This is a genomic window from Streptomyces sp. NPDC059828, from assembly GCF_042731955.1.
Classification (GTDB): Bacteria; Actinomycetota; Actinomycetes; order Streptomycetales; family Streptomycetaceae; genus Streptomyces.
Genome location: NZ_JBHWIW010000008.1, coordinates 154062 through 177419 on the forward strand (window position 1 = coordinate 154062; position 23358 = coordinate 177419).

A 23358-nucleotide genomic window follows, 5' to 3' on the forward strand; every position below is an offset into this window, starting at 1 on the left:
GCCGGGGGCGCCGTCCTGGCGGGCGTATGCCCTCGGGGGGGGGGGCGCGGGGGGGGGGGGCCCCCCGGCCCTCCGCCTGCCCGGTGAACGTGGCAGGCGAGCACCTGGACAGGTGGATCTGCCGAGTGGCTCAAGCGCGCTGGTCTCGCGCGCATCGACGGGACTGACGTGATGGCACCGCGGGCGTGGTGATCGTGCGGTCCGCGGTCCGCGGTCGGCGGTCGGCGGTCGGCGGGGGCAGTCCGGCTGTGCTCCTGTGGGGGTCCGGTGTTACGGCCAGCCCTGCGTCACCTTGGCGGGGGCAGTGTTCCAGCTCTTGGGTATGAACGTGATGATGTAGGTCCCGCGGTCGAAGTCTGCGTATCCGGCAGACCAGTTCCGGAACTTGCTCTCGTACACCTTCATGGGACCCATGCCGCCGTTGGGTGAGTGATAGTGGTTGGCGTGGGTCCACACGGTCTCGTTGTGATCCGATTCCTTCTGGTCGCCGAACCATCCGTAGTCGAAGTTGACATAGCTTTCACCGGGGTTGCCGGGGCTACGCGAGGTGTTCCTGTCCTCCGTCATGTCGACCAGGCCGGTGCTCGTGCTGGGGCGGAAAGCGGCCGGGTCGCCGTACTTCCTCTTGTCGGAGGAGCTCTGCGGATTCTGTCCGCTCCAGAAGTGCTTGGAGTAGATGACCGCCTTCATCTTGGACGGGTCGTAGTTGCCCCCGTCCCCGCTCTTGAAGGAAGGTGTGTTCCTGAGGGCCGCGTAGAAGTTCGAGCGGGCGTCCTCGTTGCGCAGAGCGTCATTGCTCTTTGTGAGTTCCGCCTTGAGGTTGTTGAGGTACGTCCCCTCGTCGTGGGCGCTCTCCAGGGCCTTGTTCATGACTGATGCCACATCACGAGCCCGCTTGAAGCCCTTGCCTTCGTCGAAGCTCTCCTTGGCGATGCGCCCTTCGAACTCGGCACGCGTCTCGCCTGCGCTGGGGGCCGTGTTCTCCAGAGCGTTCTTGTATTTGTCCTCGTCGAAGGAGGCGAACGCCAGTCTGTTCGTCGGGTATGGGCCTGAGTTGACCCAGGTGACACCCACACAACCGTAGGACAGCTGCTCCCGCTGCGCTTCGGTCATCTGCCGTGCCTGGCCGTCGCGTTGGCTGTAGACCTGCTGCCACTTACGTATGAAGTTGCTGATGCCCGTAGTCGCCCTGCCTCCGTACGCCCGGTACGCCTCGGGCATGCTGTCAAGCGGCTCGGCGGGAGGTGTCACCCTGCCGCTCGCCGCTGCGGAGGCCCTGAGTGATTCGATGGCACTCGGCAGCGACGGTCCTGAGGGCTTGCCGACCCGACTCAGATGCAGAGCCGCCTCGTTCAGAGCATTGATGTGCCTGATGTCATCTGCCGTCAGGCCGTGTTCTTCGGCGTAGGACTCTCCGTTCTCCCTCTCGACCCTGTCGGCTGCCTGGCTGACCGACGGCATGAGACCAGCCGTGCACATCAGTACGCCCACAGTGGTGAAGGCGAGAATCCTCGAGCGTTCGTGCATGAAAATCAAGAACTCCTTTGCGGTGAAACGTCATGAAGCGATGGCATGCGAGAGGAAGGGCGCAGTGGAGGGGGCGCGTTCGAGACGCGGGGGATGTGCGCGAGACAGTGGGGCGGTGACTTCGACGCGTCGCGGATCGGGTGGCGCGGGCCGCATCAGCGGACTGCGGTGCGCGAGGCGGAGCGCATGAAGCTGACGCCGTCAGGTACACCTGGCCGGGGTAAGCGTCCGCGTGCTCGGTACCCGTTGCGCGAAGGAAGCTGAGATGGCCTGCGTTGGAGTCAAGCGGAATGAGCGTTTTGCGGCGTCCTCTGCGCGACGGAGCTCGACAGTCCGGGACTGGACCCCGGCACAGTGGCCTGCGGGGACACGGGCACCTGATGGCGGCCCGCAGGCTGTCCAGTCCGTTTCGTGGAGGTTTGGTGCATCACATCTCGGCTCCCGCATCGATGGTCGGGTTGTACGAGAAAGGATCATGACCGGGTGCCAACCCCCGGACAACACCGCGGCTTCAGAATCGGCCACGCTGTCACATAGGGGGGTATTCGGTCACCACTCCGAGCCGGCCCGGCTCGGCATGCGGATTGGCACCGTTCTCCTTGCCCCTGGCACAGGGTCCGCGTCCAGGCGGGAACCAACGACGTAATGGAACCCGCGGAGTGTCCAATGGCGGTGCCGCAGACCGGGCTGAGGAGTTGGCGGAGCGGTGCCTGACCAGTTGCGGAAGTGGCGGTCAGCACGCGGCGGGTCGGAGCCATGCGAACCACTCCGGCCTCCAGCACCGCAAGATCTCCGCCACTCGCCGCTGGGAGCCGTCGCCCGCTTCACTCCGCCGACAGCCTTGTCACTCGTGCCACCCGCCTGTGAAACGGCTGGTAAGGCCCCCTCCGGCTGCCCGGCCCTCGGTCGCTGGGAAGGGCTGTCAGGGACGGTGGCGCCCATGGCGTGTGCACATCGGGGTGGTCACACCGGTGACCCCTAGCACGTACCGGCGGACGGATGAGGGAAGGCCCGCGAGGTGAGAGCGGCCCGATAGCGCGCGGGCGTCGTACCGACGATGGCCGCGAACCGGGCGCGCAGGTTGCCCGCGGAGCCGAGCCCGCACTCGCGGGCGACGCGCTCGACGGGCCAGTCGGTGGTCTCCAGGAGACGCTGCGCGCGGCGCACACGGGCCCGGACGAGCCAGAGGCTCGGGGTCACACCGAGCTCGTCGGCGAACCTGCGATTGAGGGTGCGTGTGCTGACGGTGGCCGCGCGGGCGATCTCCTCCACTGTCAGCCGACGCGAGGCCCGCTCCTCGATCCAGTGGAGCGTGGCCGTGAGGCTGGAGGAGCCCAAGTGGTCGTCGGTGATGAACTGCGCCTGGCCCGCTTCCCGGGTCAGTGGCACGACCGCGGTACGGGCCGACTCCGCGGCCACCGCACCGCCGTGGTCGCGCCCCACCATGTGCAAACAGAGGTCCAGGCCCGCGGCGGCGCCGGCCGAGCACAGGATTCGCCCGTTGTCGACGAACAGGGCCGCACTGTCCACCTCGACGCGGGGATGACGCGCGGCGAGCAGCGGAGCGGCGCGCCAGTGAGTGGTGGCGCGCAATCCGTCGAGCAGGCCGGTTGCCGCCAGGTCGAACGCGCCGACGCAGATGGACGCGAGCCGTGCGCCGCGGTCCGCCGCCGCCCGCAGTGCGTCGAGCACGTGGGCAGGGGGCGTTTGCCCAGGATCGCTGCGGCCCGGTACGACCACGGTGTCGCAGCGGACCAGGCGGTCGAGGCCGTGCGGGACGGACAGCCTCGTCGGCCCGGCGTCAACGCTTCGCCGCGGGCCGCACACCAGCAGTTCGTAGGCGGATCCGCCGCTCGCATCGACGGTCCGGCCGAACACCTCGAGAGGTGTGGCGAGGTCGAACGGGATCACGCCGTCGAGAGCGAGTACGGCCACGGAGTGCATACCTCAACGGTAGACGAACGCGTGGCGGGATCATGACGGTGTATGTCAGATCCGCCGCTGTCGATCACACCACGGTGCTCCTAGCGTTTCCTGTGTCCGCAGGCGAGCCGGTGCTCCGCACCTGTATCTCCACCCCAGTTCTGCGGGCGCAGTCCTCCATGGAAGGGATCGTCATGATCGCTCAGATCGTCCTGTTCGATGGCTTTGATCCGCTCGATGCGATCGCCCCGTTCGAAGTGCTCAGCGCCGGATCGGATGAGATCGGCGGTTCCCTCGATGTCCGCCTGGTCGGCATCGAGTCCGTCGGCGGCGTCCGCAGCGGCACTCGCGGGCTCCACCTCGAAGCCACCGATGTGCTGCGCCCCGAAGAGCCGGGATTCGTGATCGTCCCCGGTGCCGCGGGGGCTATCGAGGGAGAACCGGACGCCGTCACGATCCCCGTCCTGCTGGCCCGGCTGGGCACGACCGCGCTGCCCGACCTGGTCCGCCGCGCGTTCGAAGCACCGCAGACCACTGTCGCCACCGTGTGCGGCGGCTCTCTGGCCCTGGCGATGGCCGGCCTGCTCGAAGGGCGCTCGGCTGTCACACACCACCTGGGCAACGACGTCCTGGACGCCACCGGAGTCCATGTGGTCGACGCCCGTGTCGTCGACGATGGCGACCTGGTCAGCTCGGGCGGAGTCACCTCAGGCCTCGACCTTGCCCTCTACCTCCTGGAGCGCCACTACGGGCCGCACGTGGCTCTCGCGGTGGAGCGCCTGTTCGCGTACGAGCGCCGCGGCACGGTCTGGCGCGACCGGCAGCCCTGTCCGGCCCGCGCGTGACCGCTGCCCGCTCGCATCCGCACCGCACCCGCAATCCGATCCCTCCACGCCATCCGACATGAGGAGCACCCTGTGAGCACGATTCCCGGTATCTGGATGTTGACCATGCGCACCCCCATCGGCAGCATCGATGCCGAGATGACCTTCACCGAGCACGACGGAGCCTTGCGCGGAGTCGCTGTCGGCAAGGCCGAGACGGTCGAGCTGAGCGATGTCCGCGTTCTCCGGGCCGACGCGGGAGAACGTCTCACCTGGCGTCAGTCGATCACCAAGCCGATGCGGTTGAACCTCGACTTCGACGTCCTGGTCGCGGGCGACGAGATGCACGGGCACTCCCGTGCCGGGCGGCTGCCCCGCTCGCGTGTGACGGGTGTTCGCAAGCACCCCGGCACACGCTGAGTGACCCACCGGGAACCCGGCCCGCGTATGACCGCGAGGGAGTGGCGGGGCGCGCCGCGCCACGTCCCCTACATGGCGCGCAATCGGCGTCGTCCAGACCGCTTCCTACACTGCGGCGGCTGTGGAACAAGCACCTCCTCGCCGTACGGGGAAGGAATGGCCGATTCCCTTGTCACTGTGGCCCTGTCGCATCGGATCTGATGAGCGGCACGTCACCTCAGGCGCACGGAGTGTGTCTCGTGAGTCCTTTCGGTAACCATGCTGGGGAGTTGTCATGCGTGTTCGTCCTCTGCACATTGCCCTTTCCTTATCGGCTCTGATCGTCGGAACACTCACCTCCGCCGGGCCCGCGCAGGCGGCGCCCGGCGCCGACCCGGACGTGCTGTGGACCAGTCTGCAGAACTCGGCCACTCTCAAGTGCCTTGATGTGCGTGCCCGTTCCACTGCGGATGGTGCTGTCATCCAGCAGTTCGACTGCAACGGCAACTCCAACCAGAAGTTCGGCTATGGGCAGACGAACATGGGTGGGTGGGCACTCTTCACCAGACACGCGTGGAAGTGTGTGGACACACGGGGTGGCGCCGATGAGGGTTCGGGCGTCGTCCAGTGGACATGCAACGGCAGCGGGGGCCAGCAGTGGCGACTGGAACTGGTCGCGCCACGCCTTGTGCTGGTGCGGAACCTCAGCAGCGGCAAGTGTCTGCAGGACATGGGGCAGCCGTCGGGAAGCCGGCGTGAGGTAGGCCAGGCGACCTGCACCGGCGCCAGTCACCAGCTCTGGAACAGGGGATAGCTTGATCCTTGACATCCGGCGTTGAACGGTGCGTCGAAGTCAGTTGGGTGTGGCCCGGTTCGTCCATGGGGAAAGATCGATGCGGCCGTGCTGGACAGTCGTGCCGGACTGCGGCTTCACGTTGCATCAAACGGCCGACATCACCGCCGTGACCCCGCACCTCGCCGTAGGGCTGGAGGTCACGGAGCAGAGGCAGCGCTGAATGAGCCCTCCATCTGGCCGGATCACACCGACGTGCCCCAGTGGCAGCAGGCCCGGTCTAGGGTCCGAGCCATGAACGTAAACGGAGACCTTGAAGACGTCGAATGCAAAGACATGTACGAGATCGGACCTCTGACCTACCGTCAGGGATTCGTGTTCGTATGGAAGGAGCGGTTCGGGGTGCGAGAGGACGCTCTCATGCACGATCGCGCGATCGTCGGCGCCTACTTCGGCCACCCGGAGAATCGGGTCTCCGCAGCCCAGTTGTTTCGGGCCTGGGTGGACCCCGAGGAGCTTCCCGCAGTCCTGGCTCACTGGGCCGACATTCTGCGCTGACCACGCATGAGGCGGCGACCGCGACCTCGACGGCCGCCGATCTCGCACGTCGGCACCCGCAGATCATCGTGCTCAGCTCCATGTCGGTTGGGGTGCCGTTCGTCAACGGCACCCCGCCGGTGCGGTCGGATGTCTCGGGAGTCGTACGAGGTGCGCTCTTCGCGTGTCTTCACTGTGATGACGGACGCGGGCCGACCGTGAGCAGCTACGCCTTGTCGTCGCCGAACGGCCTGGCCACACCTCATGCGCACCACGATCGGGCGATCATCGCCGCTCGCTCACGGGCCACGCGGGCCTACCCGCCATCCGCAGGGCCGGACACGCAACCACGGACACGTCACACCGCCATGGCATGGGACGCGAAACTCAGGGCCGGCCGGTGACCGGGCGGCTGCGCGCCGGTCACCGGCGACGGCAGGCCGCGAGGTTCCACGCGGGTCAGCCAGGCTTCGGCGACGGCGGGTTGCCGTCCATCGAGTGAGTCGAGTGAGCGGCGGGCGTGACCGGCGAGGTCGCGGGCCAGGACGCTGCTGCCCGGGTGCGCTTCGAAACCCTGAAGTGCACCGCACGAGTTGGTTCCTCTCCCTACAATTGGCCTGGCCCGCATGTGCATCACCCCGAATCCCGGAGGCGCGGAATGGCGGCAGTCGGTACGGCGTGCGGACCGCTTTCCTGATGCAGCACCTGGATGCGCGGGGGGTGCTGGAACTGGCCGACATCCTGGTCGCCTTGGACGGATTCCGTGACGGCCCCACACGCGCGGTCATCGTCGGTGAACTGGGGCCGCACATCGCGGCTCGCATCCCGCGCCATGTATCCGTGCGTCAGGAAGCCGTCGCGGTCGTTCGGGAATGTCAGCACGTCCCGGGCGGACTCAGCGCGCTGGTCGAGCTGCTCATGGCGTTCCATGGCGACGACCGCAGGGTGGAGCGGTTCCGGCAGCTCGTCGATGCTCTGGCCATCCCCTTGGAGTTGCGGCAGGAGGAGCGGCGCGAACTGGTGGCCATCCTGGGCTCGGAGCCCGGCCGGCCCTGGCTGGCGGCCTACCTCGGGGCGGCGAGCCCGGTGGCCGAACGTCTACCGGACGATGCGGACGAGGCCGTGGCCGTGCTGGAGGATCTGCCCGCACCACGAGGCGAGGTACCCCGCGTGGTGCGGTTCGCCCAGGAGCTGGAGGCGGACCCCCGCATGCCGGAGCATGTGCGGGATGCGTTGTACCGATGGAACGCGAGGCTCACACGCCGCCTGGGGCTTCGCCACCCGCCCCCGGCACCCGACCGGGCTCCGGAGAGGCCCGTCGACGACGAGGCTTTGCTCGTGCTCAGTCTCCAGCCCTATCTGCCTCGGGGCGACGCCTGCCTGTTGTCGGCCTGGCTGGGGTACGGGGAGGACGGATGGCTGCCGCTGCTCCAGGAGGACGAGCCCAGGCCGCTGTCCCAAGTTCCGTCCATGATGGGCGAATTCATGACGGTTGTCATGGACTACACAGGTGGCCGCCCACCCGGGCGTGTCGAGTTCCTCCTGCCGCGGTTCCTGCTGAATCTGCCCGTCGACGAATGGGTGGTGGACAGCCGGGACTCCGACGGCGGGTCCGTGGCACCCGTCCTCGGCGTCCGCTGCCCAGTCGTCGTCCGCGATCTCGAACGCGCCAACGACCCGCTTGCCCACCAGGAATGGGTCCGGCGCTGGGACGCCTTCACCGGTGACGGGGTACTGCCGGAGCGCAACGTCCTGTGGTGGGACCAGGAGGGAGCGCGACGGCCCAGCGGGAACGACCCGCGATCCGTCCCGGCCGCCGCCGGCGCCGTGGTCCTGGAGCCGTCGGACACCGGGGCCGTGCCGGACGCCGCCGCGGCGGACCTGCTCGCCACGGCACTCGACGCCGGGGTCCCGGTGGCTCTCTGGGACCGAAGGACGGGCCAAGCCGAGCACGTACCGCGAGACGCGTTCCGGCGGACCGCACGGAGACTGATGCATGGTGGCAGATTTGATCAACTACCTGAACGAGTACGGTCGTTGCGTGCGGAGGCGCTACGGTCGGCAGAGCTGGAATCGGGACGGCACATCACACTTCTCTGGGACGATCCGAACAGCACCGTCGGAGCCGGAGGCGCTCTGAGATGGCCGTAGCACCCGACGGCAACAGCCGGACTGCGGCCCGGGAGGAGCAGAACATCGTGCAGGACTGGTACATCTATCAGGGACACGGCGAGCCTCACCAAGGGATCCAGCGGCTGCCCGAGCCGCCTCCCTGGCGGAACGTGGCCCAAGGGCGGTCCGCCGACCGCGCCATGGAACGTTCCGCCATGCGGGCCCGCTCGTACCAGTCGGATCCGCACACAGTGCAGGCGGTCAACGCCGCGCTGTTGCTGCGCCGACCGCTGCTGGTCACCGGTCGGCCAGGCACCGGCAAATCCAGCCTCGCCCATCACGTCGCCCATGAACTCGGGCTCGGCCGAGTGCTCAGCTGGCCGATCACCAGTCGCACGTCGCTCAAGGACGGCCTGTACACGTACGACGCGATCGGGCGGTTGCGGGAGGCGGGCCGCCTCGCCGCCGCGCGCCCCCAGCCCCGGCCTGAAGACCCTCCGCTCGTCGACGAGGGATCCGACATCGGCACCTACCTGCGACTGGGGCCGCTCGGTACGGCCTTGCTGCCCTCACCTCACCCGCGCGTACTCCTCGTCGACGAGCTGGACAAGAGCGACATCGACCTCCCCAACGACCTCCTCCACGTCTTCGAAGGAGGGGACTTCGAGATTCCCGAACTCATGCGTCTGGCCCGGGAGCGCACCGTGGAGGTACTGACCGATGACCCCGGTGGCGTCGCGGCAGTCGTCCACGGGCGCGTGCAGTGCAGCGAGTTCCCGTTCGTGGTCATCACGAGCAACGGAGAACGCGAGTTCCCGCCCGCCTTCCTGCGCCGCTGCGTATCACTGGAGCTGGTCGAACCGGACGACGAGAAGCTCGCCCGAATCGTCGAGGCGCATCTCGGGGTGGACGCAACCGGACGTGCCCGGGAGCTCATCGGGACCTTCCTGCGCAACCGCGACGAGGGGCTGGTCTCCACCGACCAGCTCCTCAACGCCATCTATCTCTCCCTCGGTGACGGCTCCGCCGCGGACCGCGAGGAGCTGGTGCGCCTGCTGCTCAGGCCGCTCGGGCCGGGCACATGATCAGCCGACTGGCCGAGCTGTTGCGGCTTCTCGGGGAGGACCCCGAGGCCGAACAACTGGCAGACGTGCTGTGGCTTGCGGAGCACATCGGGCCACCGACGGCCACGTACGGACCGAACGAGACCGCCCCCTCCGCTCCTGCCGTGACCGCACCCCCGCCGCCGACAGCGGATGCGCGGCCATGGGACCTGACGGAGCCGGAACCACCCGTCACCGCCCCAGGAGCGGAGCGGGACCGTCTTCGGCCGGGCGGCACGATGATGCTGTACGTGCCCGAAGCGCGTCCCGCACAAGGGGATGTCGGGGGCGAACGGATTCGGCTGCGCGCACCGGCCGCCCTGCCGCGGCGAGCCGCACTCGCCCGCTCGCTTCGCCCGCTCACCCGGCGGGTCCCGTCGCGGACCGAGACCGTGCTGGACGAGGAGGCCACGGTGGAGGGCATCGTCGATACCGCCCAGTGGTCCCCCGTACTGCGCCCCGCGCCCAGCCGTTGGCTGGACCTGGTGCTGGTGGTGGACGACTCGATGTCCATGATGGTCTGGCGAGACACGATCCGCGAGTTCCTTTCCGTGCTGAGCAGCGTCGGGGCATTCCGCTCCGTGCAGCACTGGCTGCTGCCGACCGAGGAGATTCCTCACCACGGCATCGTGTTGCGCCCGCCCGCCACCGGGCAGGGCGACCGCCACACGGACCGGAGCCCCCTCGAGATCGTCGACCCCACCGGGCGGCGCGTCGTCCTGGTGGCGTCCGACTGCGTCAGCCCGTCTTGGGCGGACGGAACCCTGGGCCGGCTGCTGCGCACCTGGGGACAGTCCGGCCCGGTCGCGCTGGTCCACCTCCTGCCGCGCCGGATGTGGAAGCAGAGCGCGCTGAGCTTCCACAACGTTCGGCTCGGCTCCGACATGCCCGGCGCTCCCAACGCGCGCCTCGCCGTGACCCCGCTGGGCAGCCATCGGCCCACGCCGCGCACCATGGCCGTACCCGTGCTGGAACTCGACCCGCGCTGGCTCGGTCCATGGGCTGCTCTGGTCAGTGGGGAGACCTCCGCGTGGGACACCGTGGCCACCCTGGTCCCGGAATCCCTTGCCATGGCGAGACCGCCCGTTCCGCCGGCCCCGGCCGTCCCGAAGACGGAGAGCCCCCAGCAGTTGGTCCACTCCTTCCGCAAGCGTGCCAGTCCCCAGGCCATGCGGCTCGCCTCGCACCTGGCGGCGGTGCCCCTGAGCCTGCCCGTGATGCGCTTGGTACAACGAGCGGTGTGCGGGGACACCCGCCCCTCGGTGCTCACCGAGGTTCTCTTCACCGGTCTGGTCATCCGCGCCGGACAGGACGCCACCGACGCCGCGGGCAGCGATCCCCACGAGGTGCTGCCTGTGCTGTTCGACTTCCGTCCCGGTGTCCGCGACGTCCTGCTGGGCATGGCGCGCCGCACCCAGGTCCTGCAGACGCTGTCCCTCGTGACGGAGTGGCTGTTCGACCGACTCCAGCGCTCCGGCACCCCGACCACCGACTTCGCGGCCATGCTGGGCAGGGAGGCGTCCGCGGTCCACGCCGCCCGCTCGGTACGGCCCTTCGCCACGGTCACGGCACAGACTCTGCGACACCTGAGCGGTGAGTACGAGGCGCTGGCCCAGCATCTGGAGGAGGCGGTCCCGTCCACGATGAGTTCCGCGGCCTCCACCATCACAGGCCCGGCAACAGCCGACACGGGGACGTGTTCCGTTTTGGGAATCATGCCGCCGGTCGGTGCGCTGCTGGACCGGGACAAGCTGCTGGCCGAGGTCCACGAAGGCGCGTTCAATGGGCGCGGGACGGGTCTGGTGCTGACGGCACGTGAGGGCGGCGGAGCCACCGCGGCAGCCGCACGATACGTGGCACTGTACGGCCACACCTACGACCATGTGGCATGGGTGACGGCCGGACGCCCCACCACCGGACCCGAACTACCGGCCCTGCTGCGGACCGCCACCGGACAGGACACCGCGAGATGGCTTCTCGTGGTGGACCGCGCCCGCCCTGAGGACCTTCCCACGCCGGGGCCCGACGGGCCCGGAACTCTGCTGATCACCTCCGTCGACGACGACTGGCCCAGCGAATTCGTGCGGCACGCCGTCCCGCCGTTCAAGCGTGCCACCAGCATCCGCTTCCTGCGCGATCGGGTGCGGGACCTCACTCCGTCCGTCGCGCTGCGGATCGCGGCCAGACTCGACGACGTCCCCCGGGCGTTGACGATCGCGGCAGCCCTGCTGTCCCGTATCGCCCCGGACGTGCTGCTCACCGCCCTCGGAGCCGACCCGGCTCCCGGGGCGCAGCCCGCCGCCCCGCTCGACGACCCTGTGGCCGAGGTGTGCGTGCTCGCTCAGGACCTCGCCGTACGGGAGTGCCCGGCGGCCGAACAGCTGCTGGACCTGTGCGCCGTGCTCGCCGGGGGCCCCGTGCCGACGGGGTTCTTCTCGCGGGCCCTGCCACGGACGTACCGCTCGGCGCTGGCCGCACTCGGGGACACCGAGCTGGTCACCGGCACCGCCGATGGGACGACCGTGTTCGTGGCCCCTGTGGTGGGGCGGGTGCGCAGGGAGCGCATGGACGCGGCCGAGGTGAACACCGCGCAGCGGCTGGCGCGTGCCACGTTCATCACCTGGCACGCCGCGGTGTCCCCGTCGACTTCGACGGCCGCGGACTTGGACGGCGTCCTGGGCCTGACCCGGCATCTCGAGCCCATGGGAGCCCTCGGCGATGACGATCCGGCCGTGCGGGAAGCCGTACGCGACCAGGTGCTTCTGCTGGCTGACCGCGGTGACACCGCGGGGGCGATCGCCTGGGGCACCGTGGCCTTGAAACGGCTGGAAGCACAGGCGGGCGCAGACGATCCCGCCATTGCCGAACTCGCCCTCGTGGTGTCCCGATTGACGTCGGACAGCGCGAAGTCCGAGGAACCGCAACGGCCGTGACCGCCGTTCCCGGCACAGACCCGCCGACCGATCCCGCTCCCACCACGCCCGAGCCGTCGGGTGACGGACCGGTGCGCGTCGCCCTGCATGTGGGCGTGAGCTGGTTCGCGCCCGACGAGGAATCGGGCCTCGACGACGATGGCCCCGATCCGCTGCTCTTCGCCGCGGATCGCGTGGCCGCGGTGGCCTCGGCGCTGGAAATGCCCTGCTTCGGTTACCGGTGCCAACAACTGGCTCCCGAGGACGGACCGACTGCCGAACGGCTTGGCGACGCCGTGTACGAGCGGCTCACCACGTCCGGCGCGGACGGCATCGTCGTCGTCCACGTCGTCAGCCATGGGGTGCTCAGGCCCAGTGGCCTGTACGTTCTGGGTTCCGACAGCGTCCACACCGCGCGTACGTCGGTCGGAGGCTGGCTGGCGGCGGTGGAGGACTTCCCCGGCCGGCCCCTGGTTCTGTTCCTGCTCGACCTGTGCCACTCCGGGGCCGCCGCCCGCCTGGAGTGGCAACTGCGGCGGATGCTCGACGGGTCCAACAGGGCCTGGGTCATGGCCGCTTCGGCCGAAGCCGAGATGGCGGTGGACGGCCGGTTCAGCGAGGCCGTGGCGGAAGTGCTGACCGCACTGGCGCAACGGCGGTTGCAGTTCGATCCGAGCAGTCCCCACATCGGTTTCCACTGGTTCGCCGACGAGGTCCGCAAGCGGTTGCGGAGGAGCACCGAGGCACAGGGCGGGCTCGCCCAGAGCATCACCGTCAGTGCGCTCGACACCGTGGGCCCCGACCTTCCGTTCCTGCCCAACCCCGGCTACCGGACGGCGGAGTTGGGCCCGGCGCAGCTTCCCAAGCCGTCCGGGTCGACCGCGCCGGTGCTCGACGAGGTCGCTGACGCCCACCACTTCCGCCGTCACGCCCAGGGCGGCGCGGGCTTCCCTGTCGGTCCGGCCGCGCGGCAGGGGTTGTTCACCGGCCGGGCAGCAGAGGTCGAGAAGGTCAGGCGATGGCTCGCCGGCGGGAGCGAAGCGAGTCGGCTGATGGTCGTCACCGGGAGTCCAGGTTCGGGCAAGTCAGCGCTCCTGGGCGTTCTGCTGTGCGCGTTCCATCCCGAAATGCGGGCTGGAACGGAGGCGTTGTGGGAACCGCTGGGCCTTGAAGCGACCACAGGGCCCGCGCCGCTGCCCGTCCACGCGCGCCAGCGCACACTCGCCGAGGTGGTGCGATCGCTGGTGAGCCGCACGGGCGACACCGGTCCCGGTTGGGTCGGCTCCCCGCAGGGTCCGGAGACCGACCCGCGCCGTCTGATCGAGGCGCTCAGCCGCCGCAGCGGCCCCCCGCCCGTCATGGTGCTCGACGCGCTCGACGAAGCACGGGATCCGGTGGAAGTCGTACGCGATCTGCTCCAGCCCCTGACCACCCTGGACCGGCCCGATGGTCAGCCGTTGACCCGGGTGCTACTGGCGGCCCGCGAGGAGGAACCCTGTCTGTCCCTGATCGCCGACGCCCGGGCCACTGGCGACCTGGTCGACCTGGACGCCGTGGCGCACGATGTCCTGGAGGCGGACCTGCGGGCGTATGTCGAACGGCTCCTGGGCCCCGATCAACCCGAAAGCGCCGGGGAGTTCGCCGCCGGCACCGCGCTGGCCCTGACGGACCGGGAGCGTACCCCCGTCACCGGCCCGCACCTCCTCGCCGCCCTCTACACCTCCTACGCTCTCCAGGAGAGCGTGTCCTCGACGCTGGGCAACCCCGAGACGGCACGCCGACTCGGCGAACAGGTACCCCGGGACCTGCCGGGCCTGCTGGACCTGCAGTTCGCCGGTGACCACGCCCACCATCTGCTCCGTCCTGTGCTCACGGCGCTCGCGTTCGCTCAGGGCGGCGGTCTACCGGTCGGACTGGTGACCGCGATCGCCGGCGCCTTCGACTCCCCGCCCGGGGCGATGGAAGGGGACGACGCGAGGGCGGGCGAAGGGACGGGCAGGGCGTCCCGGGCCCACCTCTCGAAAGCCGCCGGTGACCCGCCGGATCTCGGCTCCACCGCCTCCGACCCCTCCGCCGACTCCTCCTGCGACGTCTCCACCGGCCGGGACCCCGACGACCAGACCCTGGAAGTCGTGCGGCTCCTGGACGAACTCCGTGCCTTCCTGCGCACCGTGACCGACGAGCGCGGCACCGCCCTGTACCGACTGCTGCACCAGAGCATCGCGGACGAGTTGCGCGGCCAGGCCACACCCGATCGCCACTCGGCACCCGGGGTGACGGCCGAGCAGGCGGTGTACGAGGCTCTGCTGGGCACCCTGCGCGGCCCGGGCGGCGCAGAGGGCACGCGCTGGGCAGACCTCGACGACTACCTGCGCCGTCACCTCGCCCAGCACGCCGTCGATGCGGGCTGCTTCGACTCCCTCTGCGCCGACCCCGGCTTCCTGGTCCACGCGGACCCCGACCGGCTCGACCCGGAACTGGGCCACGCCGCTTCGGAGTCGGCCCGCAGCGCCTCCACCGTCTATCGCACCAGCGCCCACGTCCACCGCAGGATCTCGGACGAGGGGCGAAGACACATCCTGGCCATCGACGCGGTACGCCAGGGCGCCCGCACCCTCGCCGACCGGCTGGCCCAGCCCGGCCCCGGCCAGGGCGCCCCCATGCCATGGCCCCCGCAGTGGGCCACCGCCAGCAGAATCAGCGCCGCCTACGCCTTCACCCTCCCCGTGCCGGACGACCGGGTCACGGCGCTCGCCGCACCCGCGACCGGACCGTCCGACGTGGTGACCGGCACGCGAGGCGGACGACTGCGCGTGTGGGACGCTCGGCACGGCCGGGTTCGCGGCTCGGTCGATCCCTGCCGGGGCGAGATCCGAGCGCTGGCGTGTACGCAGCTCGCCGACCGGCCCGTCGTGCTGATGGTGGCCGCGGACGGAGCCCCTGAGGCGCGGGCCCTACCCGGCCTGGAACCGCTGAGGACGGCGGCTCCGCTGTTTCCCGACGCACGTGGTGTGCGAGTCCTCACCTGCGCCGACGTGATGGGACGACCGATGGCGGTGACAGCGGACGTGGACGGTCGCCTGCTGATGTGGGATCTGACGGGCAAACTGCCCCCGGAGGAGCTGCGCACCGGACTGGGCCGCAGCACCGCCATGGCGTGCCTGTCGGGCGAAGACGGTCCGCTCGTCGCGGTGGCCGACGACGAGGGCACCATCCGCTTCTGCGCACCTCTCGACGAGACGGCCATTCCGGACATGCGCCACCCGTGCCAGGTGACCGCGCTCGCCTTCGCCGTCATCGGAGACCGCCCCTACGTGGTCACCGGCGGCGAGGACGGTCATGTGCGCCTCTGGGATGCCGTCTCCCGTACGCTGCATGCGACCTCGGCCACCGCACACGACGGCCCGGTCTACGCCCTCTCCCACGTGGACGATTCCCCCCACGGACCTCGAGGACCCGCTGATGCCGAGGGCTCAGGACCACGGCTGCTGAGCGGCAGCAGTGACGGCACGATCCGCATCTGGGACCCCGCGAGCGGCACCGAACAGGGCAGGTTCGTCGGGCACATGGGCGCGGTGACCGCGCTCACCCGGCCGCCTGCCCAGCCACCGATCCTGGTCTCGGCGGGACTCGACCCCGCACTGCGGGTCTGGCACATACCGCTGGACCGCCCCCGCAACGCACCCGCGCCGGGACATACCTCATGGGTCACCGCCCTCGCCCGAGCCGATCTCGACGGGCGTACCCTGCTCGTCTCCGCCGGTGCCGACGGCCTGCTGCACCGCTGGGACCTGGAACAGGGCACGCCCTACGGCCCGCCCGTCCCCACCGGGCCCGCCGAAACGACGGCCGACCGGCCCGCCTCCGTGCACGATCTGGTGATCATCGGCAGGCAAGGGCGCCCGCTGGCGGTGACAGCGGGAGCCGACGGCCGCCCACGGGCCTGGGATCTGCGCGAGGGCACCGCGTACGGACCCTCGTTCACTCCCGCCACCACACCGGTGCAAGCGCTGACTGCCACCTGTATCGACGGCCGTCCGACACTGGTCTCGGCAGGGACGGACGGACTGCTGCACCTGTGGGACGTGGCGAACGGGTCCCGTCGGGGCCTGCCGCTGGCCGGGCACATCGGCGGGGTCAACGCGCTGGCGTGCCTGGACCTGGACACCCGACCGTCCGTGCTGTCCTGTGGAGACGATGGCACCTTGCGCCTGTGGGACCTGGCGACGGGACTGCCCCTCGCCCCGCCCGTTCAGGCCCATCAGGGCTGGGCCACCACGCTGGCCTGCCACGCAACGGACAACGGCGCTCCGTTCGCCGTCACCGGAGGCCAGGATGGCGCCGTAAGGCTATGGGATCTGTCGGACCCCCAGCGGGTACGCCAGCGAGGGGAGGCACTGCCCGCGGTCGGCGGAGTGAACGCGCTCGCGTGCGGCGATGGGCCGGACGGCCCGCTGGTGGTCGCCGCTGACGACGGTGCCATCCGTATCTGGGACCCGCTCACGGACGCCGCCGCCACCAGCCTGGGCGTGCCCGGCGCAGTACAGTCGCTGCTGGTGTGCGGCGATCGGATCGCTCTCGGGTGCGAATGGGAGATCGTCGTCCTGCGCCGCGCCAGGTGACTCGCCGACGCTCCGGGGCTTCAGCGCAGGCTCGCCAGCTCGGCCGCCACCTCGGGCACCGCCAGATATCGCGTCGCCTTGTGAGAGGCGACCACGCCCAGGCTCACCTCGTAGTGGCTGTCGATGCCGGGAAAGACAGCGGGGAGGTCACGGGGGATCGCCACGACATCCCCGATGTCGGCGACGTTCACCCATCGCCGCACGCCCGGCGGACGCTGCCCGATCCGCCCCTCATTGCCCGGCCCGAGTGACAGCCGGTCGCGGATCGCCCCCGGCAGACCCAACGGTGAGCCCAGTGTGATCAACACGTCCAGCTCCACGGGACGGTGCCACAGGGTCTCGTAAGCCACCACGCTGCCCAGCGAATGAGCGATCACCACTCGCGGACGGCGGCGTTCCAACACGTCGCTCAGCTCGTCCCGTACCCGCTCGCGCCGCTGAGAGTCGGCATCGCGTACATAGGTGTCAGCTTCCCGGCAGAACAGCACCACCACCCGCTTGGCCAGATCACCGTGGCGACGAGCGATCCAATCGGCGATCTGGCGCACCGGCAGTCCTGCCCGGCCCATGAGGACCTCATCGGGAGCGCCCAGCGCGGTCGCCCAGTCCGCGAGCATCTGCCGGCCTGTCGCTCCCAGGAGCTCGGGGTCCTCGGCCGCCGCGCCTTGTGCCGTCCCCAGATGCAGCAGATGCGCGTAGAAGGCAGCGTCGATGCCTCCTTGCTCGTAGGAAACCCCGTCGTATCCGGCACCCAGCGCCGTACCCCATTCGGCTGCCAGCGCCTGCGCCGCCTTCTCCACGCTGCCGGACCGTGCCAGATAGCGGTAGCACCGGATGCCATGCACGCCGACGATCATCGCAACCCCCCATGCGGGACGAATGACTTGCTGCGACTCAGCGTAGAGCCGGCACCACCCGGCCGACAGCGGAACGATTCACGCCGCCGCGACACGACCGGCCGGTACCCACCGGCCGAAGCAACCACGAGGGCCCCCACGAAGTCCGCCAACTGGCCCGGTGCGCGACGGTGATGAGTGAACGAGCACCTGGCGTTCTGTGTCGCGGCCCGGGTGGCAGACACCGGTCCCACCACGAACGCGAAGCCTGTCTCGACGCGAACGCAAGCTGGTCCCGCTGGTCTTCGGGCCCCCGAGGAAGTCGGGGGCCCACGGCAGGTCGATCAACGGGGACTCACACGGCGGGAACCCAACCGGCAGGCCGCCAAAGCCGATTCGACGACGGCACCCCCGGGACGCGGATCACAGGTCCGTCGTCTCAGGCTGTGGGCCGTGAGTGCGAAAGAAGCCTGCGCCACCTCTTCGGCGGGCGCTGCGACGGGGTGGACGGGGGCTCGGCGCTCTCTCGGGTGGCGGGAAGCGGCCTGGTCGCCTGTGAGTGCTGCCGTCTTGCCCTTCGGCTACACCAGGACGGCGGCCACGCTCTCCAGCACGGCGCGCTGGTGCGCGTCCAGCGGCACATCGGCATGCCGCAGAGAGCGCAGCGTCGTGCCGTTGACGCACAGCCTGCACAGGCCGACCAGCGGCAGCGGCCCGGCGCCGATCAGCATGCCGGAAGAGGAGCTCTCGTAGACGGGGCGGTAGCAGCCGGGGCACGGCACGCTCTCCTCGGGTGCGTCGGTCGGCGGCGCGTCCGGGCCCAGGAGCGGGACGATGCGGCGCAGGTTCTGGCCTGCCTCGGCCCACAGCGCCATCGGCCGCTCCGCACGCCGCTCGAAGACGATGGCGCCGTCCGGGCCGTCCTCGGTACGGATCCGGGCCAGGGCGCCGACGCCTTCCTCGGGATGGTTCGGGATGAACATCAGCACCCGCTCGTACCCGGGCCCCGTCTCCCCGACGATGCCGTGCGGCTGCCCGGAAGCGAGTGCCGTTCCCAGCTCGGTCAGCCCCTGCCCCAGGGGCAGCGGAACAGGTCACAGCCACGGTGTCGCGGAATTCGCATGCTTCCAGCCGTGTTGCGGCCTACCGTGTTTTGCTGTGACGACAGATGCATGGCATGTTCTGAGCCGCTCCTTGCAGACGCTTCGCGAGGAATTCGACAACACCTACGACCGGTACAACGGCCTTGCTGCGCCCGGGTCGCCAGGCTCTGTGGAACTTTGTGAAGACCGTGGTCTGGCGGGGGAGTGGGGGGCCCGGCCGGTGCATGACGCGCATCTGGCCGCGATTTCGCCGGTCATGGCTGTCATGGATCACCTCGACAGCCTCGGTCTGCTGTTCACTTCGCCTGGAGGTCTGATGGCATCGCACACCGTTGCCCGGGGCGCGCTCGACATTGCAACCCAGCCCTGGTTTCTCCTTGAGCCGGGCATCGACGCCCGCGAGCGGGTCCGTCGCCATATGAACTACAGACTGCAGAGCCTGAAAGAGCAGTCACTCATGGTTGCAGACCTTGAGACATCACCCGATGCCCAGCGGCATCTGCAACATCTGCGAGAACGCACCGAGCAGATTCTGCGTGCCGCCAGACACCACGGGTTCTCTGTCAAGGGAAAGATCGCGGATAAGTTCAGACCCTGCTACCTGGGATCGTCACCAGCGCCCAGCACCACAGGCCTAGCTGGACAGATCGTTGCCCCGGGCGGCAGCCCTCTGGGCACTCTGTTGTGGCGGGCTACCTCAGCCGTCGCGCACGGGCAGGCTCATGGCCTGATGATGTTCTGCGCGGACGCGCCAGGAGCCCCGGGCACCGGACCCGAAGATCACTTCGTGTACCGACAACTGCAGTTCAGTCCTCAAGAGGCCGCTCAACGCTGTGCGGGTGCTCCGCTGGCCACCCTGTCGATGCTGCGACGCCTGTACGCCCACTGCGGTTGGTCAGCCGACAACCTCGAGAGAGCCGGCAGTGAACTTGCTCGGGCTTGGCTGCACATCAGCGGCATGGCACGAGCAACCGCCGCCTGACCCGTAATGCTCCTCTGGGATGTCGAGGGCACTGCCAGGAGAAAGCCCCCGCTTATAGCGGATGTCTTCACCAGGCGTGTCGACTGCGTGCCGCCGACCGGTTGCACGACGCTGACCGCTTCCCGCCAGCGGCTAGCCTCGCTTGCCCAGCCGCTCTACGCCCATTCGACACCTAGTTCCCGCAGCGCGGTCAGCTGCTCTTGGGTGAGTTTGTCGCGCCTCGATTTGGCGTTCGAGACCCATACGCCCAGTTTCACGACCACGGGCTCCGTCTCGCCATCGACCATGATCTCCTCGGCGTGGCTGCGCGGGACGGGCCGTTGCCCCTCTCGCTCCACCCACTGCGTGAGGGCTGCCAGGCCCCGCTGGAATGCCCGTTGCGCCTTGCTGGGCCCCTTCGCCCTCGGCATGGCGGCCGGGGCGGCAGGGGGCGTCTCGAGCGGTTTGATGCCCAGCGCGGTCAGCCGCTCTTGCTGCTCGGTGGACAGCTGCTTCCAGGTGCCCGGTTTGCGCTGTTGCTGGAGCCACTTGCCGATGTCGTCGCCGTCCACGTGTACGCCGGGTGCGATATCGGGGAGGCTGCCGTCGGCGTCGACCAGGTCCGCGAGGATGCGGTGGTGACGTTGCCAGTCGAGTGGCCAGGTGCAGTTCCAGTCCTCATCGACCGCGGTGAGCTGTTCCGCGCGTGTGGCGGCGCGTTCGGGGTTCTTTCCGAGGCCGTCTTTGCGTCTCAGGTTGGCGAGGAGTTGTCCGATGCCCAGCTGCTCACTGTCACCCTCGCCTTCGCCCCACATGGCGTCCTGTCGGGGTGCGAGGTGCCCGGTGGCCCGCCGGTAGGAGCGGAGAGCGGCGAGCTTGTTCTCCCATGCCTCCTCGCCGGGTTCCCACACCATCCCGGCTTCCGGCGCGTCCAGCAGCGTTTTGCGCCGCTCCTCCAGCTCGCCGGCCCGCAGCGCCTTGCGCTGCTGGTGCACCCACCGCCCGAGCGGGAACGCCTTGGTGACACCGACCTCGGCCTCGACGTCGTAGGGGACGGCGTGAAGGCCGGTGATCTTGTGCTCATTCCGCCAGCGAATGAGGGCTTGGTATCCCTGCAGCCACACCAGGGGCTCGGGCCGGTAGACCCGGGTGCGGAGGAACGCGGCGATGGTCGCCGTGTCGCGTGGGCTGGAGAAGTGGAGCAGCGCCGCTTCGGCGGTGGCCTGCGTGTCGTCCTGCTCCTGGTCCGCACCCACCTCGCCGCCGACCCTGACGATCCGCCCGTCCTCATCGCGCTGGAGGTGGACCTTGCGCTTGCCGCTGGTGAGGGCGCGCGAGGCGAGTTGCTCGACGAGGCGTTCATCGTGCGAGCGGAGGCCCTGGAGGACGGCTACAAGGGGGCGGAAGCTGGCGGAGGCGACCATGTCGGTGGGGTCCTCGCCGGGCTCCTGGAACACCGGCACGATGATGCGTGCGACCTTGGTGGTGCCGTCGGGGTTCGGGCGCAGGGCGCGTCCGATGTTCTGCACGATCTCCACCTGGGAGCCGCGGGTGTCGGCGAAGCACACGGCCTCGACTCCCCGTTCGCCGGTGATGTCGACGCCTTCTCCGAGGACGCGGCAGCTTGCGAGGAAGGCGCGGTGCACGCGCCGGTTGTCGGCGTCGATGCCGTCTGCGAACTGGCGCAGGACTTCGCGGCGTTCGGTGACGAGGTGGTCGCCGCACAGCCATGCCGACCAGACGCGGTCCGGGGGTACATGGCGACCGGCCTCGAGTTCGTAGAACTCCGCGTCGATCGACGACTTCGGCAACCGGTCCGCAGCCGCCAGGTCCTCATCCGAGGCGTCGTCGGCGTACAGCGCCGCGGCGGTCTGCGGAAGCTTCTCGGCGAACGCGGCGGCTTCCTCCACCTTCTGGTGGAACGTCATCACGGTGCGCAGGTTGTGGGCGGCGGCGTGCTCTAGGAGCGCGGTCTGCAGGAGCGCGAGGCGCCGGCCCCGCTGCGCCTCCTCCGACTCCCCGAGAACCGGCGAGGGGTCGCGGATCTCCAGCACGTCGATCTCGAATCCGGCGAGGATCTCGCGCTCGATCGCCTCCGAGAGCCCCAGCTCGGCCAGCCACGCGCCGTAGGGGCCCTCGGGGTCGTCGGCCATGCTCGCGATCTCCAGCTCCTGCCCGGCCGCGCCCTTCTGCGGCCGGGCCGCAGCCAGGATCCGAGGGGTCGCGGTCAGGTAGAGCCGGAAGTCCGCCGGGATCCGCTGATTGTCGTGGATCGCCGCCCAAGGACGACCAAGATCACCCGCCGTGCCGTGAGCCTCATCCACGATCGCGAGGTCGAAGCCGTCCATGCGCTGGCCGTAGAGCCGCTCCCCGCCCGCCAGGGCGGCCTCCAGCGGTCCGCGAACCTTCCGCCGGCCCATCGGCGCGTCGATGTCCTCGCGGTCCACGAGGGAGGCGTACGTGGCGAACACGACTACCGGCCCTGACCCGGCCCACAGAGCGAGCTGGATCGGGTTCGTGGTGGCGCGGACCCCCAGCTCGTTCAGCACCGCGTCGTCCTCCAGCGAGCACACCGCCACCATGGGCCCCCGGTGACCCACCAGCCGCCACGCCTGCGCGGTCTGCACGAGCAGATCCAGGGTCGGCACGGTGACCAAGATCCGGCCGCCCGGGAAGCACTCCAGCGCGCACGTGGCGGCCGTGATTGTCTTCCCCGATCCGGTCGCCGACACGATCGTGCCCCGCGCCCCCTGAGGCGGCACAGGTGACCTTGCAGAAAATCCCACCCACCTACGGAAAGCCGACTTCTGACTTACCTGGTGTTCTCGCAACTGGATGGGTGACATCAAGCCTCTTTCTCGTGCGTACCTTCTACCCATGCCGGTTTTCACGATGCTGTGGTGATGCTGTGACCACTGGGGCTGCAGTGATACCCGGTTGCGGAGCCTCCGGCAGGGCTCTTTGCACAGCCGTACTGTGTGCCGACCTGCGACCGCATGGAACTCACCGGAGAGGAACCGACAAGTGCCCGGTCTCACTGCGCTAGTTGGCTTGCTGCTGGTCATGGTCTGCTTATTGTTCGCCAGCGCACTGGCGTACCTGGCCTACCGCCATCCAGCGCTCACGCAGCCGCTGGTGATCGCCCTCACGGGCGTGGGGGTCTTCGTTGCAGCAGCCAGCGCAGTCATCGTGGTCAACACCAGGTAGCCCCCCATGGCAGGGGCTCACCTCAGCCCGTCACCGGTATGCCCGGCATGGGCAAGACGCGCTTCGCCCACGCCGTCGTCGGCGACGAGGCGAACTCTCCGTATGGATCGGCACGGATGCGGCGCCCATTCGGCTCCAGCATGAATTCATCACCCTCTGACTCGTCACGAGAACTGCCATGCTCACCTCGCTTCGGCGATTGTGTGTCCCGTGTTTCTGCCAACGGTACATGGTGCATCAGTCTGATGCACTCGCTACACTGAAACCTGACACGAGCGAGCGACCCCTCACCCTCGTAGCCAGCCCGGCCCGCGTCAGCGGGCCCTAAGGTCCTGGAGGCACAGCCGGAAGGACCGTTGAGGCGGGGGAGCGCAGCGGACCCGCCGACCCCTGGTGGAGCGAAGCGAAACCCAGGGGAGAACGGGGCAAAGCCCCACAGATCCGGAAGCGCAGCAGACGGAGCGTCACCACCGGTGCGCAGCACCGGTGGTGTGTGACT

At 69.5% G+C, this 23358-nt stretch carries 15 protein-coding genes; 10 read left to right on the forward strand and 5 right to left on the reverse strand.

Annotation, left to right across the window (positions count from 1 at the left end):
- Positions 1–270 precede the first annotated feature (270 nt).
- Positions 271–1527 carry a protein-glutamine gamma-glutamyltransferase gene (locus ACFV6V_RS07705; RefSeq protein WP_385560578.1) on the reverse strand — a complete coding sequence of 419 codons (1257 nt, stop codon included), beginning with the start codon at positions 1525–1527 and terminating at the stop codon, positions 271–273.
- Between the two features lie 978 nt (positions 1528–2505).
- On the reverse strand, positions 2506–3471 hold the full coding sequence (locus tag ACFV6V_RS07710; protein WP_385560580.1) for a GlxA family transcriptional regulator: 966 nt from the start codon (positions 3469–3471) through the stop codon (positions 2506–2508).
- A 173-nt stretch (positions 3472–3644) separates the two neighbouring features.
- On the opposite strand from ACFV6V_RS07710, the gene ACFV6V_RS07715 reads away from it, so the two are divergent.
- The 8 genes from ACFV6V_RS07715 to ACFV6V_RS07750 all read left to right on the forward strand — a co-directional run bounded on the left by ACFV6V_RS07715 (position 3645) and on the right by ACFV6V_RS07750 (position 16752).
- On the forward strand, positions 3645–4295 hold the full coding sequence (locus ACFV6V_RS07715; RefSeq protein WP_385560582.1) for a DJ-1/PfpI family protein: 651 nt from the start codon (positions 3645–3647) through the stop codon (positions 4293–4295).
- A 96-nt stretch (positions 4296–4391) separates the two neighbouring features.
- A complete protein-coding gene (locus ACFV6V_RS07720; protein WP_385560638.1) occupies positions 4392–4694 on the forward strand; it encodes a hypothetical protein in 303 nt (100 codons plus the stop codon).
- 274 nt (positions 4695–4968) lie between these two features.
- A complete protein-coding gene (locus tag ACFV6V_RS07725; protein WP_385560585.1) occupies positions 4969–5487 on the forward strand; it encodes an RICIN domain-containing protein in 519 nt (172 codons plus the stop codon).
- A gap of 273 nt (positions 5488–5760) precedes the next feature.
- Entirely contained in the window at positions 5761–6024 is a 264-nt protein-coding gene (locus ACFV6V_RS07730; RefSeq protein ID WP_385560588.1) for a hypothetical protein, read from the forward strand.
- Positions 6025–6699: 675 nt separating this feature from the next.
- Positions 6700–8154, forward strand: a complete 1455-nt coding sequence (locus ACFV6V_RS07735; RefSeq protein WP_385560591.1) for a hypothetical protein — start codon at positions 6700–6702, stop codon at positions 8152–8154.
- On the forward strand, positions 8145–9200 hold the full coding sequence (locus tag ACFV6V_RS07740) for an AAA family ATPase (protein WP_385560594.1): 1056 nt from the start codon (positions 8145–8147) through the stop codon (positions 9198–9200). Before ACFV6V_RS07735 ends, ACFV6V_RS07740 begins: the two co-directional genes overlap by 10 nt.
- Positions 9197–12151, forward strand: a complete 2955-nt coding sequence (locus ACFV6V_RS07745) for an SAV_2336 N-terminal domain-related protein (RefSeq protein WP_385560597.1) — start codon at positions 9197–9199, stop codon at positions 12149–12151. The genes ACFV6V_RS07740 and ACFV6V_RS07745 overlap by 4 nt, the downstream gene beginning before the upstream one ends.
- Positions 12148–16752, forward strand: coding sequence for an AAA family ATPase (locus ACFV6V_RS07750; protein ID WP_385560600.1), 4605 nt, complete (start codon positions 12148–12150; stop codon positions 16750–16752). Before ACFV6V_RS07745 ends, ACFV6V_RS07750 begins: the two co-directional genes overlap by 4 nt.
- 20 nt (positions 16753–16772) lie before the next feature.
- On the opposite strand, the gene ACFV6V_RS07755 is transcribed toward ACFV6V_RS07750, so the two are convergent.
- A complete protein-coding gene (locus ACFV6V_RS07755; RefSeq protein WP_385560603.1) occupies positions 16773–17597 on the reverse strand; it encodes a serine peptidase in 825 nt (274 codons plus the stop codon).
- 572 nt (positions 17598–18169) lie between these two features.
- On the reverse strand, positions 18170–18571 hold the full coding sequence (locus ACFV6V_RS07760) for a hypothetical protein (protein WP_385560605.1): 402 nt from the start codon (positions 18569–18571) through the stop codon (positions 18170–18172).
- Positions 18572–18746: 175 nt separating this feature from the next.
- On the opposite strand from ACFV6V_RS07760, the gene ACFV6V_RS07765 reads away from it, so the two are divergent.
- Positions 18747–19673, forward strand: a complete 927-nt coding sequence (locus ACFV6V_RS07765) for a hypothetical protein (RefSeq protein ID WP_385560608.1) — start codon at positions 18747–18749, stop codon at positions 19671–19673.
- A gap of 155 nt (positions 19674–19828) precedes the next feature.
- Here ACFV6V_RS07765 and ACFV6V_RS07770 read toward each other — a convergent pair whose 3' ends face one another.
- On the reverse strand, positions 19829–22498 hold the full coding sequence (locus ACFV6V_RS07770; protein ID WP_385560611.1) for a Helicase associated domain protein: 2670 nt from the start codon (positions 22496–22498) through the stop codon (positions 19829–19831).
- Positions 22499–22727: 229 nt separating this feature from the next.
- Between ACFV6V_RS07770 and ACFV6V_RS07775 the strand changes: the two genes are divergently transcribed.
- The gene (locus ACFV6V_RS07775) at positions 22728–22859 is read left to right on the forward strand and encodes a hypothetical protein (protein ID WP_385560614.1); all 132 of its coding nucleotides are present in this window, start codon (positions 22728–22730) and stop codon (positions 22857–22859) included.
- Positions 22860–23358 lie beyond the last annotated feature (499 nt).

Coding starts and splice junctions, on each gene's coding strand:
- ACFV6V_RS07705 (WP_385560578.1), bottom strand. CDS start 1,527: ATGCACGAACGCTCGAGGATTCTCGCCTTCACCACTGTGGGCGTACTG.
- ACFV6V_RS07710 (WP_385560580.1), bottom strand. CDS start 3,471: ATGCACTCCGTGGCCGTACTCGCTCTCGACGGCGTGATCCCGTTCGAC.
- ACFV6V_RS07715 (WP_385560582.1), top strand. CDS start 3,645: ATGATCGCTCAGATCGTCCTGTTCGATGGCTTTGATCCGCTCGATGCG.
- ACFV6V_RS07720 (WP_385560638.1), top strand. CDS start 4,392: ATGTTGACCATGCGCACCCCCATCGGCAGCATCGATGCCGAGATGACC.
- ACFV6V_RS07725 (WP_385560585.1), top strand. CDS start 4,969: ATGCGTGTTCGTCCTCTGCACATTGCCCTTTCCTTATCGGCTCTGATC.
- ACFV6V_RS07730 (WP_385560588.1), top strand. CDS start 5,761: ATGAACGTAAACGGAGACCTTGAAGACGTCGAATGCAAAGACATGTAC.
- ACFV6V_RS07735 (WP_385560591.1), top strand. CDS start 6,700: ATGCAGCACCTGGATGCGCGGGGGGTGCTGGAACTGGCCGACATCCTG.
- ACFV6V_RS07740 (WP_385560594.1), top strand. CDS start 8,145: ATGGCCGTAGCACCCGACGGCAACAGCCGGACTGCGGCCCGGGAGGAG.
- ACFV6V_RS07745 (WP_385560597.1), top strand. CDS start 9,197: ATGATCAGCCGACTGGCCGAGCTGTTGCGGCTTCTCGGGGAGGACCCC.
- ACFV6V_RS07760 (WP_385560605.1), bottom strand. CDS start 18,571: ATGTTCATCCCGAACCATCCCGAGGAAGGCGTCGGCGCCCTGGCCCGG.
- ACFV6V_RS07770 (WP_385560611.1), bottom strand. CDS start 22,498: ATGTCACCCATCCAGTTGCGAGAACACCAGGTAAGTCAGAAGTCGGCT.